At 65.8% G+C, this 16050-nt stretch carries 10 protein-coding genes; 5 read left to right on the top strand and 5 right to left on the bottom strand.

Annotated features, from left to right (window positions below):
- Positions 1-37: 37 nt before the first annotated feature.
- A complete protein-coding gene (locus tag M0209_RS09675) occupies positions 38-2812 on the top strand; it encodes a TonB-dependent receptor domain-containing protein (RefSeq protein WP_258888067.1) in 2775 nt (924 codons plus the stop codon).
- 7 nt (positions 2813-2819) lie between these two features.
- Here the strand turns inward: M0209_RS09675 and M0209_RS09670 are convergent, their stop codons facing one another.
- The 5 genes from M0209_RS09670 to M0209_RS09650 all read right to left on the bottom strand — a co-directional run bounded on the left by M0209_RS09670 (position 2820) and on the right by M0209_RS09650 (position 8255).
- The gene (locus M0209_RS09670; RefSeq protein ID WP_258888066.1) at positions 2820-3221 is read right to left on the bottom strand and encodes a VOC family protein; all 402 of its coding nucleotides are present in this window, start codon (positions 3219-3221) and stop codon (positions 2820-2822) included.
- A 15-nt stretch (positions 3222-3236) separates the two neighbouring features.
- A complete protein-coding gene (locus M0209_RS09665) occupies positions 3237-4394 on the bottom strand; it encodes a S9 family peptidase (protein WP_258888065.1) in 1158 nt (385 codons plus the stop codon).
- A gap of 98 nt (positions 4395-4492) precedes the next feature.
- Positions 4493-5728, bottom strand: a complete 1236-nt coding sequence (locus tag M0209_RS09660) for an MFS transporter (protein ID WP_258888064.1) — start codon at positions 5726-5728, stop codon at positions 4493-4495.
- On the bottom strand, positions 5725-6876 hold the full coding sequence (lldD, locus tag M0209_RS09655; protein WP_258888063.1) for an FMN-dependent L-lactate dehydrogenase LldD: 1152 nt from the start codon (positions 6874-6876) through the stop codon (positions 5725-5727). The genes M0209_RS09660 and lldD overlap by 4 nt, the downstream gene beginning before the upstream one ends.
- On the bottom strand, positions 6873-8255 hold the full coding sequence (locus tag M0209_RS09650; RefSeq protein WP_258888062.1) for an FGGY-family carbohydrate kinase: 1383 nt from the start codon (positions 8253-8255) through the stop codon (positions 6873-6875). Before M0209_RS09650 ends, lldD begins: the two co-directional genes overlap by 4 nt.
- An 80-nt stretch (positions 8256-8335) precedes the next feature.
- Between M0209_RS09650 and M0209_RS09645 the strand changes: the two genes are divergently transcribed.
- The 4 genes from M0209_RS09645 to M0209_RS09630 are packed head-to-tail and all read left to right on the top strand — an operon-like array spanning position 8336 to position 15931.
- Positions 8336-10462: a bifunctional rhamnulose-1-phosphate aldolase/short-chain dehydrogenase gene (locus tag M0209_RS09645; RefSeq protein ID WP_258888061.1), complete on the top strand. Its 2127-nt coding sequence runs from the start codon at positions 8336-8338 to the stop codon at positions 10460-10462.
- Complete coding sequence (gene rhaI, locus M0209_RS09640) at positions 10459-11748, top strand: L-rhamnose catabolism isomerase (protein WP_258888060.1); 1290 nt, start codon at positions 10459-10461, stop codon at positions 11746-11748. Before M0209_RS09645 ends, rhaI begins: the two co-directional genes overlap by 4 nt.
- Positions 11745-12539, top strand: coding sequence for a DeoR/GlpR family DNA-binding transcription regulator (locus M0209_RS09635; protein WP_309547059.1), 795 nt, complete (start codon positions 11745-11747; stop codon positions 12537-12539). The genes rhaI and M0209_RS09635 overlap by 4 nt, the downstream gene beginning before the upstream one ends.
- 17 nt (positions 12540-12556) lie before the next feature.
- A complete protein-coding gene (locus M0209_RS09630) occupies positions 12557-15931 on the top strand; it encodes a glycosyl hydrolase (protein ID WP_258888059.1) in 3375 nt (1124 codons plus the stop codon).
- The last annotated feature ends 119 nt before the right edge of the window (positions 15932-16050 follow it).

Raw genomic sequence — 16050 nt, 5'->3', positions numbered from 1 at the left:
AAAGCTGGTCAACAGCTTCGTTGGGGAGTCCTGAATCATGACGGCATCGCGCACATCCTTTCGTCGGCAGCTGACGCGCTCGGTCGCGCTGACGGCGCTCGCGCTGGCCGGCGGGGCGCACGCGCAGACACCGTCGGCGGATACCGACGCCGAGGCAGATAAGGATATCGTCGTCACTGGCACGATCATCCGCGGCGCGGCACCGGTCGGTTCGTCGATCATCTCCGCCAATGCCAACGACATTGCCAAGACCGGACTGCTGACCACCAGCGATGTGCTCAAATCGATTCCGCAGGTCACCGGTATCGGGCCGGGCGAGTCGACCACCGGCACCACCGCGAACAATTCGAACCTCAACATCAGCCGCGCCAACGGTCTCAACATCCGCGGCCTGGGCGTGCAGGCGACGCTGACGCTGCTTAACGGCCGCCGCCTGCCGCAGGGTGGCGCGGGCGCGCAGCTGTTCGACCCCAATTCGATTCCCGCCATCGCGCTCGGTCGTATCGACATCGTCGCCGACGGCGCATCGGCCACCTATGGATCGGATGCAGTCGCAGGCGTCGCGAACCTGGTCCTCAGGACCGATGTCGAGGGCGTGGAAGCGCGCGCCCGCTATGGCTTTGCGCGCGATTATGCCGTCGGCACGGCCAGCGCGGTCGTCGGGCATAAATGGGACAGCGGCCGCTTCATGTTCGCGGCCGAATACAGCCAGAACGACCAGCTGCTCCAGTCCGACCGGCCCGAATATTTCAGTTGCAACCAGCTCGCCTCGGGCGGCACCAACAATTGTGCGTTCGGCGGCGCGCCGGGGAATATCGTCTATGGGACGACGCGTTTCGGGTTGCCCGCGGGCAGCGGCGTCGGCGTGACCGAGGCGCAGCTGTCGGCAACCCCCAACCGCCTCGAATCCTATGTCTATACGACCGCGATTCCCGCCAACCGCCGGTTCAACGCGGTGTTCGCGGGGCGGCAGGAAATCGCCCCCGGCTTCGACCTGTGGGCGGAAGGATTCTATTACGACCGGCGCGGCGAATTCTACGCAGGCTCGCCGGGCACGGGGTCGAACGGCTCGATCCCCGCGACGGTCGCGGTGCCGAGCACCAATCCCAATTTCGTCCGCATCGCCGGGCGCAGCACGACGTCGCAGAACGTCGAATATTCGTTCTTCAACGACATCGGCGACGGTCGCATCGCCAGTACCTATGAGAGCGGATACCAGACTGCGCTCGGGTTCGACGCGGGGCTGGGGGGCAGCTGGCACGTCGACGGCTATTACGAATATAACTATAGTTCCGGGCAGGTGCTGCGGCGGAACGAACTCAACACGGCGCTGCTGACGGCGGCGCTTGCCTGCACCGGCACGGTGTGCATCAATCCCTATGGTTCGGGCAGCGCGGCCAACCGCGCCGCCGTGCAGACGCTGCTCGGCTACACCCAGTTCCTCTACGACTATGGCTCGCATGTCGTGAATGCAAAGATCGACGGCACACTCGCGACGATCGGCGGCGGCGACATCAAGCTGGCGGTGGGCGGCCAATATCTTGCCGAGGTGTTCGGCGTGCTCAACACCTCGAACAGCGGCGCTGGGCCGACGAGCCTGTCCGACGTGCGCGTCACCTCGAACTACCGCAACCGGCGCAACGTGACCTCCGCGTTCGCCGAGGTGATCGTGCCGCTGTTCGGCAGCGCCAATGCGGTACCCGGGATCGACCGGCTCGAATTGAACGTCGCGGGCCGCTGGGACCGTTATAGCGATGCAGGATCGACGACCAATCCGAAGGTCGGCATTCGCTGGGATCCGGTCGGTGGCCTCACTTTCAGGGGCAGCTTCGGCAAATCCTTCCGGGCCCCAACGCTGCAGGACAGCGATCCGTTCGGGTCCGCCTCGCTCGGGTCGAGCACGACAGTTGCGGGCGCGGGGCGTAACGTGCTGACCTTGCTCGGCGGCAATGCCGGGATCAGGCCGGAAAAGGCGACCACCTGGTCGTTTGGCACCGAAATCAGGCCCGAAAGCCTGCGTGGTTTCACCGCCTCGCTCAACTATTTCAACATCGACTATACCGACGTGATCGACACGCCGGGCAACAGCGCGGCGGTGTTCAGCGACCCCGCGCTCGCGCCCTATGTCATCATCAACCCAACGGTGCAGCAGATCAACGATCTGGTCGCGACGCCGATTGCCAACGGTGTCTATCGCCCGGTGACTGCCTTTGCGCTGTTCACCGGCACCGGCGCGTCCAACGTCTATGCGATTGCCGACGGGCGGCGGAACAACACGGGCCGCATCCAGATGAAGGGCCTCGACTTCCAGCTGAACTACCAGTTCGGCAGTGCTATCGGCGACTGGACGCTGGGGGCGAGCGGCACCTATGTCTTCAACTACAAGGTGACGGCAGTGCCCGGCGCGGCCGTCGTCGAGCGCGTGAACCAGGCCAATTATCCGCTGCGTTTCAAGACGCGCGCGACGGTCGGCTGGCGCTCGGGCGGGTTCGGCGTGAATGCCTTCGTCAACTACACCAACGCCTATCGCGTCGTGGGACAGGTTTCGAACGCACAGTTCACGCCCGCCATCGTCGCACCCGCGATCCAGGACGAACCGGTTGGTGCCTATACAACGGTCGATGCAACCCTGTCGTACAGCTTCGGCGACGGCAACCGGTTGCTCGACGGTCTGACCTTGTCGGTCTCGGCACAAAACCTGTTCGACCGCGCGCCCCCGTTCGCGCGGGTCTCGAACTCGCAGGAATATGACTCGGCCAATGCCAGCGTGCTGGGGCGCATGGTCGCTTTCGAAATCCGCAAGCGGTTCTGACCCTGGATCAGTCTTCGACGACGAACTCGATCAAATTCCCGGCGCAGTCACGCAGGAAGCAGCCCGCGCCGAACTTTTCGCGCACGACCATCGCCACGTCGGCGCTCTTGGCTTCGACCTCGGCCAGGAACGCGTCGAGGTCGGCGATCCGGAAGGCAACATGCTTGTTCCCGTGCGTCTGCAGGTCGCGGGGCGGATAGCGGCGGTCGTCGGGGAGCGATGCCGCACCCGGCACTTCGAACAGCTCGAAGCGCAAGTCGCCTTTGCGGACGAACGCGGCGTTTGCGTTCGCGGCGTCAATGGTGAACCGGCGTTCCAGCTCGAAGCCGAGCACATCGCCATACCAGGCAATCGCGGCATCGAGGTCGGGCACGCTGACCCCGCCGTGGTGAAAGGCGAACTCAGGCACGACCGGTTCTGACAATCATCCGGTGTGGCCGCCCAGCGTATCGGCGAACCAATCGGCGATATAGTCGCGGCCGAACGCCATATTGTCGGCACCGACATGCTCGACGCCCCCTTCGCGGGGCGTAAATATCTTGAGCTCGGCGCGCGGCGATCCGGTCAGCTGGGTATAAGCCTGATGGGCATATTCGACGCCGATCTGGCGGTCGTTCGCGCCGTGCGTGACGAGGAAGGGCACGTGGATCCGGTCCAAATGGCCGTTGAGGTTCATGTCGGCGGTCTTCGCGTGGAAATCGTCCATGTCGGTCGCGCCGAATACCCACATCACATGCGCCCAGTAATGCGGCACGGGGTTTTCGCCCTCGCGGCGCAAGCGCTTTTGCTGCACCTCGGCCCAGTTGTGGTTCGCGCCCCAGCAGGCGCCGCTGGCAAAGCGCGGTTCGTAAGCGACCGCACGCGGCGCGTAATGACCGCCCAGGCTGATCCCCGTCATGCCGATACGCTCGGCATCGACCTCGGGCTGGGTTTCGAGCCAGTCGACCGCCTTCGACGCCCATTGTTCGCTATAGGGCGTCGCGGGCAGGTTCTGGAGGCGGATCGCCTCGCCGGTTCCCGGCTGGTCTACACACAAGGTCGAGATGCCGCGCCGGGCGAGCGCGTGCGGCAGCCACGACCAGTAGAGCAGTTCCTTGTTGCTATCGAGGCCGTTGCAATAGACGACGGCGGGCTTGCGGCCCTCTCCGGGCGCGCGGGTCCACAGTGCCGCCATCGTTCCCGTTTCGAGCGGGATTTCGACGCGTTCGCAGTTGAGCTTGCCGAGCTTGCTGCCGCGTTCAAAGGCGTCGAGTGCGCGCCGGTAGGTTTCGAGGCGGCCGGGTGTGCCGTGCGCCTGCATCCGTTCGCCGTTGAGCAGGTAGAGCGCGGCGCGCTCCAGCTTTTGCCCGGCAGAGAAGTTTCGTCCCTTTGCCTCGTCCTCGTCGGCCAGTCCGATCAATGTGTCGGCCTTGGCCATCCACGCCTTCATGAACCCCTGCGTCCCGGCGTCGGCGCTCTCGGTCGCGGCTTCCTTGGCGGCGGCGATGATATCGACGATCTCGCCGACCTGCGCCCCCGATTCCATCGCAATCGCGACCGACAGGTTCCAGATGTAGTTGGGAAAGGGTTCGAACAATGCCATCGATTACGGTCCTGTGCGTTTGGCTGTCGGCATAGGCGCGCGCACGACCATCCGCCAAAACGATTGTTTCGATGACCGTCTATCCACCGCTGCGATGGTCAGCTCGCCTGTGCGTGCGCGATTTCCTCGAGCGACTTGCCCTCGTTGCGCGGGGCCCAGACATAGCCGATGAGGCCCGATGCGACCAGAAAGCCCGTCAGGATCCATGCCAAAGTCGTCATGCTGTTCGACGCGAGCGCCGGGACCGCGAGGCTCCAGATGCCCAGACCGATCCGCACGATGGCAAAGGTCAGACCCTGTGCGGTCGAGCGGATTGCGGTCGGGAACAGTTCGGCGCTCCATAGCTGGAAAAAGCTCTGCGCGCCAAAGCCGCCCGCAACGCCCATGATGACGATGTGGACGATCACGACCGGCAACGTGAAACCGAATATCGCGAGCAACGCCATCCCCGCGACATGCATCGCCGCCGATATGCCGAACAGGGTGCGCTGGTTCATCCGGTCGGACAGGGTCATGAAGACCAGCAGGATCGAGACGATACCGATCCCGAAATAACCGGCGGGTACCACGGTCTCTGCCCATTGCGGCAGGTTGTTCTGCTTGATGAGATAGGGCGTGAAAAAGCCGTTATAGCCCGCCCACAGGTTCCACAGGCCGTACATCGCGATCAGGTAGAACATCGACTGGATGTAGCGCGCCGAGAACAGCTCGCCCCAGGCGATCCCCTTCGTACCGCGCGCGTCGCGCGATGCCTCCCAGCGCTGAGACTCCTGCATCCGCGAGCGCAGGAAAGTAAGCGCGAGCGCGAGAACCGCGAGATGGACGAACAGCCAGCGGATACCGTCGATCCCATAGGGTTTCAGGAAATAGGCCGCGACCAGCACCACCACTGGCCCCAGATACCACAGAACCTGTGCGACGCCCGAATGCGCGCCGCGCCGGGTGTCGGGGGCCTGTTCAGCGATCAGCGACCAGCTCGCGGGGATGTCCGCCCCGACCGCAAGGCCGACGAGCAGGAAGCCGGTGATCAGCATCCACGGTGCCGACGCAAAGATCAGAAACAGCATCCCGAACGCGTAGAACAGCATATCGTACTGGTAGATCTTCTTGCGCCCGTAACGGTCGCACAGCCAGCCGCCGATGACCGCACCGATCCCGGCAGAAATGGCATTCGCACTGAACGCGCCGATCAGGCCGATGAAGCTGTCGGACAGGCCGTAGATCGCCTTCCAATAAGCGAGCGCCACCGATCCCGCGACGATGCTGCCTGCGTCGATATAGTTGGCGAGGCCCGCCAGGATCGTATTGCGCCAGTTGCCCTGTTGCCCGCTCATAGGTCCCCCCTCACCAATATGTTTTCGTCGATCTGGTCGATTCGCGTGACGCCGGTCAGCGCCATGGCGACGCGCATCTCCGCTTCGATCAGCCCGAGCATGTGCGCGACGCCGGTTTCGCCCTTCGCCGCGAGCGCCCATGCCCAGGCGCGCCCGAGCAGCACGCCCTTTGCGCCCAGCGCCAGCATCCGCACGACGTCCAGTCCCGAACGTACCCCGCCGTCGGCGAGTATGGTCAGCTGGTCGCCGACCGCATCGGCGATCGGCGGCAAGGCGCGCGCGGTCGAGGGCACGCCGTCGAGTTGCCGCCCACCATGGTTCGACACGACAATGCCGTCCGCGCCGAGGCGCGCCGCTTCGCGGGCGTCGTCGGCATCGAGAATGCCCTTCAGGATCAGCGGCCCGTTCCATTCGGCGCGGATGAAATCGAGATCGGTCCAGCTGACCGCAGGGTCGAAATTGCCGCGCATCCACGCGAAGAAATCTTCAATACCAGTGCGCCCCTGCAGCACCGGCGCGACATTGCCGAGGCTATGCGGGCGTCCCATCAGCCCGACATCCCATGCCCAGCTCGGACGCATCGCCCCCTGCCACGCCCGCCGCACCGCACCGCGCCAGCCGGGAGCTCCGGCAAGACCGGTGCGATAGTCGCGATAGCGGCTGCCGGGCACGGGCATGTCCACAGTGAACACAAGGGCGGAACACCCCGCCTCGCTGGCTTGGGCGAGCAACTCGCGCATGAAGCCGCGGTCGCGGATCATGTAAAGCTGGAACCAGAAGGGTTGCGTGGCCGCCTTCGCGACCTCCCCCAGCGAACAGGCCGAAACCGTCGACAGGGTGAACGGCACGCCTGCCGCTTCCGCCGCGCGGACCGCCTGACACTCGCCCCGTCGTGCGTTCAGGCCCGCAAGTCCGATCGGCGCGAGCGCGACCGGCATCGCGAGCTCCTGTCCGAACAACTCGGTCGACAGGTCGATGCTAGACACGTCGCGCAGCACCCGCTGGCGTAACGCAATGTCGCGCAGATCGGCGGTGTTCCGCGCCAGCGTCGTCTCGGCATAGGAGCCGCCGTCGACATATTCGAACAGGAAGCGCGGCAGGCGCTGGCGGGCGAGGTCGCGGTAATCGGCGATCGAAGCGGCGGTCATGCAGCGCGCTCCCGCCAGCGTGCCGAATAGGCGGTCAGATCGACGTCGAGCGGCGCAACCCGGGCAAGCGCGCCCTGCGGCTTCAACGACGGGTCGATCAGTCGCAGCGCGCCGAACGACACGTCGTTGTGCGCGTTGGCGGTGTACACGACGAGGTCGGGGCGCAAGCTGGCAAGCGCACGCACGAATACCTGTGCATCGGCGAACCGCCCCTCGACGAGCAGCCGTTCGCGTGTGCCGATCAGGTCGAGCGACGTCGCGGTGACGAGCGCAGCATAGAGGCAGGCCGCAGCGCGACGCGCGAACCAGTCGTCGGGGCGGTTGTGCCAGCCGCCCCCGGTTTGCGGGAACGGGCCGCATCCCGGCGCGAGTGTCGGCAGCACCATCGCGTCGGCAGCAAGCACATCGGGCACGGCAGCGATGAGCGCAGGCTGGTCGGGCACGATATCGACACGGCGCGTGTCGAGTTCGATCAGCGTCTCGATCTCGCGTCCCCCCATCCAGCGCGCGGAGGGGACCGGCCGTGCGTCAGGATCGACGTTGACGAGGCAATCGCGCCCCTCGGGCAGCACCGTGGCATCGCCGGTCAGGCGCATCGCGACGAACCAGGTGCCGGTCGACAGCACCGTCGCCTCATGGTCGGCAATTTCCGCAAACCCGCGCGCCGCGAGCAGTGCGGCGTTTGAATCGTGCAGACCTGCATGGACACGGACCTGCGACGACAGACCGGTGCGGCTGGCGAGGTCGGGTCGCACTGTGCCTATCGCATCTCCTGCTTTGGCGACCGGCGCGAACTGCGCTGCCCAGCCCCGCCGCTTCGCGAGCATCGACCAGTCGTTCGCCTGCGGATGCCAGAGGTCGCTGTGGCACCCGAGCGTCGTGACCTCGCGGACCGCCACGCCCGACAGCCACCATGCCCAATATTGGGCATAGGGCATGAGCGTCGCGCCCGCGAACGCGTCGCCGTGCAGTTCTTCGAGCCAGTGGAGTTGCGCGCCGAGGTTGAGCCCGGCGGGCAGCGCGGGCGAGCCGGTGTCGGCAAAGGCGTCGCGTTGTCCCGCATAGTCGTAGGCGGCGGCTTCGGGCAGGGACTGCTCATAGTCGAGCGGCGGGAACGCAAGCGTGTCATCGCTCACCACCGCGAACGCCGCGCCGTGGGTGACAGGGATGATCGCCTCCACCGGGTGCGCCGCGAAACCAGCGAGTGCAGCTTCGAGCCAGCGTTCGACCCCCGCCGTATCGAGCGCGGCATATCCCGGTCCCGCCACCGGTTCGTTGGGGCGCGTCACACGATCGAGGCAGCGGCCGTCGCGCGTCCAGACGCTCGCTTTCGCGAGCGTCTTGCCGACGTCGACGACGATGACGCACCCGTCTCCCAACCATCCGCTCCATGAAGTGATTTGAGCGAATATTAGCGAATATGATTGCATTGCGCCAGTGCAAAGTTTATGGCGGCGGCATGGCTACCGTCACAACCCGCCCGACCCGAACTGCCACCCCCTTCGCTGTCCCCGCCAATCGCTGGGACGACGGGGTCGCTGCATCGAAATCGCCCGAAGCGCTGCTGCTCTACCGCTCGAATCTGCTCGGCGGCGACCTGACGGTCACCAATTTCGGGGGCGGGAACACGTCGGCGAAGCTGGCGGGCATCGATCCGCTGACCGGCGCAGCAGTCGACGTGCTGTGGGTCAAAGGGTCGGGCGGCGACATCGGCTCGATGGCACTCGACGGGTTTGCGACGCTCTATCAGGACAAGCTGCGCGCGCTCGAAGCGCATTATGCGGGGCCGCAGGACGACGACAAGATGGTCGGCTTCCTGCCGCATTGCACGTTCAACCTGAACAGCCGCGCGGCGAGCATCGATACGCCGCTGCACAGTTTGCTGCCGTTCGCCCATATCGATCACGTCCATCCCGATGCGCTCATCGCCCTGGCGGCGTCGGCGGGAGGCGAGGCGGCGACACGCGAAATCTGGGGCGGTGCGGTCGGCTGGTTGCCGTGGAAGCGACCGGGCTTCACGCTCGCGGTCCAGCTGCGCGACCATGTCGCGGCGAACCCGGGCCTGCGCGGCGTCATGCTCGCCGGGCACGGGATCATTTGCTGGGGCGACAGCGCGAAGGCCTGTTACGACAACACCGTCGGCTTGATCGCCGATGCGGCGCGCTATCTGAACGGCAAGCTCGCCGACGGCCCCGCATTCGGCGGTGAGGCAGTTGCGCCACGGGAAGATCGGGCGGCCGTCGCGGCGGACCTGATGCCCCGACTGCGCGGCCTGATGGGCGGCGCTCGGCGCAAGGTCGGACATTTCGCCGACGATGCCGAGACGCTGGAGTTCGTGGGCTCGCATGACTTCGCGCGGCTGGCGGCGCTGGGCACGAGCTGCCCCGACCATTTCCTTCGTACCAAGATCGCGCCGCTGACGCTCGACCCGGCGCGCCTCGGCGATGAAGCCTATCTGGCGGCCGAGCTCGATGCCTATCGCGCGGGCTATGCCGCCTATTACGCGCGCTGCAAGCGGCCCGACAGTCCCGCGATCCGCGACGCGAATCCCGTCGTCGTCCTCGTCCCGGGGGTCGGGCGCATGACGTTCGCCGCCGACAAGACGACCGCGCGGCTCGCCGGCGAATTCTATCTCAACGCCATCAATGTGATGCGCGGCGCGGAGGCGTTGAAGGCATTGGGTGGCGGCTATATCGGCCTCGACGAGCAGGAAGCGTTCGACATCGAATATTGGCTGCTCGAGGAAGCCAAGCTCCAGCGGATGCCTGCACCCAAGCCGCTCGTCGGGCGGATCGCGCTGGTGACCGGTGGCGCGGGCGGCATCGGCGCGGCAACGGCGGCGCGGCTGATGGCCGACGGTGCCTGTGTGATGCTGCTCGACCGCGACGAAGGTGCGCTCGACGCGGTCCGCGACGGCTTCGCCGAGCGCTTCGGCAAGGACGTCGTGCGTTCGGCCGTGTGCGACGTGACCGACGAGGTACAGGTTGCGGGCGCGTTCGAGGCATGCGCGCGGGCGTTCGGCGGACTCGACATCCTGGTGGCGAATGCCGGGATCGCGTCTTCGGCACCGCTGGAGGAAACGACGCTCGCGCTCTGGCAAAAGAACTATGACGTACTCGCACAGGGTTATTTCCTGACCGCGCGCGCCGCTTTCCCGTCGATGAAGCGTATGGCGGACCAAGGCGGGGCAAGCATCGTCTTTATCGGGTCGAAGAACGCCTTGGCCGCAGCAGTAGGGGCCAGCGCCTATGCAAGCGCCAAGGCGGCGGCGAACCATCTCGCGCGCTGTCTGGCGCTCGAAGGCGCGCCGCATGGCATCCGCGTCAACGTGGTCAATCCCGACGCGGTCATCCGGGGGAGCCGTATCTGGGACGGCGACTGGCGCAAGGAACGCGCGGGCGCGCACGGCATCGACGCGGGCGAAGAGCTCGAGGCGCATTACCGCGCGCGATCGCTGCTGAAACGCGATGTCCTTCCCGAAGACATCGCGCAGGCCGTCTATTTTCTCGCGAGCGACATGTCGGCGAAATCGACCGGCAACATGATCAACGTCGATGCGGGCAACGCGCAGGCGTTCGTGCGATGAGCGCGCCGCTCGCCGCCGCGCAGATCGCCGAGAGCAACGCGTCGCTGCTGGCGGGGCTGGAGGACGATTACGCCAGCCTCGGGCGCAGCCTCGACCGGCGGGGGATCGATGTTGATGCCGTCAAGGCACGCGTCGCCGGTTTTTCGGTCGCCGTCCCGAGCTGGGGCGCGGGGCGCGGCGGCACGCGTTTTGCGAAATTCCCGATTGCAGGCGAGCCGACCGACATCCACGAAAAGCTCGAGGACTGCGCGGTCGTCCATCAGCTGTGCACGGCGACACCGCGCGTGTCGCCGCATTTTCCGTGGGACAAGGTCAGCGACTATGCAGCGCTGCGTGAGGAAGCCGCCGACTACGGACTCGGCTTCGACGCGGTCAATTCGAACACCTTCCAGGACCAGCCGGGGCAGGCGCACAGCTATGCGACCGGGTCGCTCGCTTCGACCGACGCCGCAACGCGCGCGCAGGCGGTCGAACATAATATCGAATGCATCGAGATCGGGCAGCGACTGGGCGCGCGCGACCTGACCGTCTGGGTCGGCGACGGCACCAACTTCCCCGGCCAGCAGGATCTGGGACGCAGCCTCGACCGCTATCTCGACAGCGCGGCGGAGGTCTATGCGGCGCTGCCCGGCGGCTGGCGGATGCTGCTCGAACACAAGATGTATGAGCCCGCCTTCTATTCCTCGGTGATCAGCGACTGGGGCAGCTCGATCCTCGCCGCGCAGACATTGGGACCGAAGGCGAAATGCCTTGTCGATCTCGGCCACCACGCGCCGAACGTGAACATCGAACAGATCGTCGCGCGGCTGCACAGGTTCGGCAAGCTCGGCGGGTTCCATTTCAACGACAGCAAATACGGCGACGACGACCTCGACAGCGGCAGCATCAACCCGCACCAGCTGTTCCTCGTCTTCAACGAACTGCTCGAGGCCGAAGCGAATCCGCGCGAGGGTTTCGATCCGGCATATATGATCGACCAGTCGCACAATGTGACCGACCCGATCGAAAGCATGATGTCGTCGGCCGATGCGATCGCGACGGCCTATGCCAAGGCCTGCCTGGTCGATCGCGCGGCGCTCCGTGCGGCGCAGGAGGCGAACGACGCGATGCTCGCCTTCCAGACGCTCCGTGCCGCCTACAAGACCGACGTCGCGCCGATCCTGGCGCGGGTCCGCGTCGAGGCGGGCGGGGCGGTCGACATGATCGCCGCTTATCGTGCGAGCGGCTATCGCGCGCGCAAGGCGCAGGAGCGCAAGCCCGTCGGCCTTGGCGCGGGGATCGTGTGAACGCGCCGGTCGCCATGCACGCCAGCGAACGCGAGGCGCGCATCCTGAGCCTTGTCGCCGAGCGCGGCTTTGTCAGCTTCCGCGAACTTGAGCGCCAGCTCGACGGTTCGCCCGCGACGATCCGGCGCGACCTCGAACGGCTGGCGGGCGAGGGCAAGATCGAGCGGCTGCGCGGCGGGGTGAAGACCGTCGAGGCAAATGCGCTCGCGCCGGGGTTCCAGCTCGCGGGGGTACCGTTCCACGAGAATATCGCGCGGCATCGTACTGAAAAAGCGGCGATCGGCCATGCCGCCGCTGCGCTGTGCGAGCCAAGCGAAGGCGTGATGATCGACGGCGGCTCGACCACGCTGCAAATGTGCCCGCATCTCGCGGGCCTTAACCTGTCGGTGCTGACGAATTCGCTGCACATCGTGGCGGCGCTGCTCAACCAGGCGGGGACGCGCGTGCTCGTGCCCGGCGGCGCGGTGTTTCCCGACCAGTCGATCATCCTCTCGGTCTTCGGCGAGGACGCGATGCCGCGTTTCCATGCGCCCAAGCTGTTCATGGGGGCAGCGTCGATCGGCGCGGCGGGGCTGATGCAGGCCGATCCGGTGCTCGTTGCCGCCGAGCGCCGCCTGATCGATCGCGCGGAGCGCATCGTGGTGCTGGCCGACGCCAGCAAGTTCGCGGGCGCGTCGGGCAGCGTCGTCTGCGGACTGGAGGAGATTTCCGTACTGGTCACCGACGCGCGGCTGCGCGCCGACGACCGCAAGCGGCTCGAAGACAAGGGCGTCGAGGTCATCGTCGCCTGAAAATACGGGAGAGAGACATGCAAAGGGCTGTAAAACTGGCGCTGCTCGCGGCGTCGTCGATGCTGGCAACGGGTGTTGCCGCCGATCCTCTGGCCGACGGATTCCGGTCGCCGCCGCAAAGCGCGCGGCCCCGGGTCTGGTGGCACTGGATGAACGGCAATGTGACCAAGGACGGTATCGCCAAGGACATGGCCTGGATGAAGCGTATCGGCATCGGCGGATTGCAGAACTTCGACGCCAATCTCCGGACGCCGCAAATCGTCAAGGACCGGCTGGTTTATATGACCCCTGCCTGGAAAGACGCGTTCAGGTTCACCGCCACCGAGGCCGACCGGCTCGGGCTGGAACTGGCGATTGCGGCTTCGCCCGGCTGGTCCGAAACCGGCGGGCCGTGGGTACCCCCGGCGGACGGACTCAAGAAGCTGGTCTGGAGCGAGACGCAGATTGTGGGTGGCAAGCCATTCAAGGGCAAACTCGCCCCGCCGCCGCAGACGACCGGGCCGTTCGGCAACATTGCCCCCGCCACTGGCATCGAAGAGATGATCAGCGGTGAAAGGGCTGCGGCCCCGCCGCAGCACTATGGTGAGGTGCGGGTGCTGGCATGGCCGGTGACCAGCGCAAGCGCGCTGATCCCGGTTGCCGCACAGGACGGGAGCGGCAAGGCGCTTGATATCTCGCGCCTCGCGGATGGCGATCTGGCCCAGGGCGTCGATATTCCGCGCGGCAGCAGCGGTGCCAACCCGGTCGTCACGCTCGACTATGGAAAACCGGTGACCGCGCGCAGCGTTTCGATGTTCGCGCCCGGCGCAGCGATGATGTTCGTCGGTGCACTCTATTCGCCGCGCCTCGAAGCCAGCGACAACGGCACCGACTGGCGGCAAGTCGCCGATTTCGAGACAGCGCAGGTACCGGTCACGACCGCCATCGCGCCCGTTACCGCACGCTATTTCCGGGTCGAGTTTTTCCGCAAGAAGGGGCTTGGTATCCAGCTCGGTGCGGCGGCGCCGGGCCTCGCCATGGGCGGCGACATCTTTTCGAGCATGGGCGCGGCGATGATGGCCAAGCCGATGACGATCGGCGATCTGCGACTGACCGGCGATGCGCGGATCGACCGCTATGAGACCAAGGCCGGTTTCTCGCTGTCGCAGGATTATTACGCGCTGACCGCGCCCGCCGATGGCGCCGCCGGGATTGCCCCAGGCGCGGTGCTCGACCTGACCGACAGGCTGAAGGCAGATGGGTCGCTCGACTGGACTCCGCCGCGCCTGGCCAATGGGGGGAACTGGCGTGTCGTCCGCTTCGGCTATTCGCTGCTCGGCACTACCAACCACCCGGCCCCGCCCGAGGCCACTGGCCTGGAGGTCGACAAGTTCGATGGCGCGGCGGTGCAGCGCTACCTCGATCACTATATCGGCATGTACAAGGATGCCTCGGGCGGCCAGCTCGGCTCACGGGGCGTCCGGGCAATCCTGACCGACTCGATCGAAGTCGGCGCGGCGAACTGGACACCGCAGATGATCGCGCAGTTCAAAAAGCTGCGTGGGTATGACCCGGTGCCATGGTTCCCGGCGCTCACCGGGACGCTTGTCGGCACGCGCGCGCAGTCGGACGCGTTCCTCTACGACTATCGCCGTACCCTCGGCGATCTGATGGCGTCCGAGCATTACGGCACTGTTGCCCGCGTCGCGCATGCGAACGGCCTGTCGGTCTATGGCGAGGCGCTGGAGGACAAGCGCCCCTCGCTCGGTGACGACATGTCCATGCGCCGCCACGCCGATGTGCCGATGGCGGCGATGTGGACTCACAGCCGCGAAGAAGGGCCGAAGAAGACCTACCTCGCCGACATCAAGGGTGCTGCCTCGGTTGCGCATATCTACGGCCAGAATCTGGTTGCGGCGGAATCGCTGACTGCCTCGATGAACCCGTGGAACTATGCGCCGAGCGATCTGCGGCCGGTGATCGATCTGGAATTCGTCACCGGGGTCAATCGCCCGGTGATCCACACCTCGGTCCACCAGCCGGTCGATGACAAGGTCCCGGGGCTGTCACTGTTCATCTTCGGCCAGTATTTCAACCGGCACGAAACCTGGGCCGAGCTTGCCAAGCCATGGGTCGATTACATGGCGCGGACGTCATTGCTGCTTCAAGAGGGACGCAACGTCGCGGATGTCGCCTATTTCTACGGTGAGGAAGGCCCGCTGACCGGGCTTTACGGCGAACAGGTCGTTGCCGATGCGCCCAAGACCCACGCCTATGACTTCGTCAATTTCGATGCGCTGGTCGGCGCGCTGGCGAACGAGGGCAATGAACTGGTTACCCCCGGTGGGGCGCGGTACAGGGCGCTTTACCTCGGCGGCTCCTCGCGGATGATGACGCTCGCCGCACTCAAACGGATTGCCGCACTGGCCGAGGGCGGCGCGACGATTGTCGGTAAAGCACCTGAAGGCAGCCCGAGCCTTTCCGGGGATGCGGCAGAATATGCGGCATTGGTCGCGAAGCTTTGGGCACCGCGTTCGGATGTGCTGACTCTCAACGTCGGCAAGGGGCGGGTGATTGGCACGAACAATATCGCCGAGGCTCTAGGGTCAATCGGCGTAGCATCGGACTTCGCCTTCACCGGTGCCGAGGGTGCGGAGGTGCCGTTCGTCCACCGCAAGCTGTCGGATGGCGACGCGTGGTTCCTCGTCAACCGCAAGAACCGCGCCGAGTCCATCGAGGCCCGCTTTCGTGTCACCGGCAAGGTGCCCGAGCTATGGCACGCCGATACTGGCACCAGCGAGCCAGTCAGCTACCGCACCGAAAACGGCCAGACCGTGATCGCGCTCGACCTAGCGCCGGAAGAGTCGGTCTTCGTGGTGTTCCGCAAGCCTGCCGTCGCCGACTCGCTGATGCTCAAGAAGCTCGTGCCGAGCGAAGTCGGACAGGTGGCCGGTCCATGGACAGTCACGTTCGAGGCGGGCCGGGGCGCGCCAGCTTCGACCACGATGACGTCGCTTGCGCCGCTCGAAACCAACGCCGATCCCGGAATCAAATATTTCTCGGGTGTCGCCAGCTATGGGAGCACATTTACCGCGCCCAAGGGCTGGAAAACGGGTCAGCCGCTGTGGCTCGATCTCGGGAAGGTCAAGGAACTCGCCGAGGTCCGCGTGAACGGCAAGCTTGCTGGCAGCGCCTGGCATGCGCCCTACCGGATCGATGTGTCGGCTTTCGCCAAGCCCGGAACCAACCAGCTCGACATCCGTGTTGCCAATCTGTGGGTCAATCGCCTGATCGGCGATCAGCAGCCGGGGGCAACGAAGGTGACCTACACCTCCATGCCGACCTATCGCGCCGACGCGCCGCTGCGCCCCTCGGGGTTGATCGGACCGGTGACTTTGGTCGGCGAACGATAGATCCGATAAATGATTTTGGAGCCGGAATAACGATTTTACCTATGGATCGAGCGCGGCCAAAGTCTCCTGGATATGATCGGGTAGATAGCAGCTATCGATCCTTTAGGTTCGATCCATCC

Source organism: Sphingomonas sp. SUN039 (assembly GCF_024758725.1).
GTDB lineage: Bacteria > Pseudomonadota > Alphaproteobacteria > Sphingomonadales > Sphingomonadaceae > Sphingomonas_O.
Note: the sequence above shows the minus strand (reverse complement) of the source record. Positions and strands in the feature narration are given on the sequence as shown.

Excerpts from the sequence above, each read along its gene's own strand:
- M0209_RS09630 (WP_258888059.1), top strand. The coding sequence starts at position 12,557 with ATGCAAAGGGCTGTAAAACTGGCGCTGCTCGCGGCGTCGTCGATGCTG.
- lldD (WP_258888063.1), bottom strand. The coding sequence starts at position 6,876 with ATGACCGCCGCTTCGATCGCCGATTACCGCGACCTCGCCCGCCAGCGC.
- rhaI (WP_258888060.1), top strand. The coding sequence starts at position 10,459 with ATGAGCGCGCCGCTCGCCGCCGCGCAGATCGCCGAGAGCAACGCGTCG.
- M0209_RS09660 (WP_258888064.1), bottom strand. The coding sequence starts at position 5,728 with ATGAGCGGGCAACAGGGCAACTGGCGCAATACGATCCTGGCGGGCCTC.
- M0209_RS09665 (WP_258888065.1), bottom strand. The coding sequence starts at position 4,394 with ATGGCATTGTTCGAACCCTTTCCCAACTACATCTGGAACCTGTCGGTC.
- M0209_RS09675 (WP_258888067.1), top strand. The coding sequence starts at position 38 with ATGACGGCATCGCGCACATCCTTTCGTCGGCAGCTGACGCGCTCGGTC.
- M0209_RS09645 (WP_258888061.1), top strand. The coding sequence starts at position 8,336 with ATGGCTACCGTCACAACCCGCCCGACCCGAACTGCCACCCCCTTCGCT.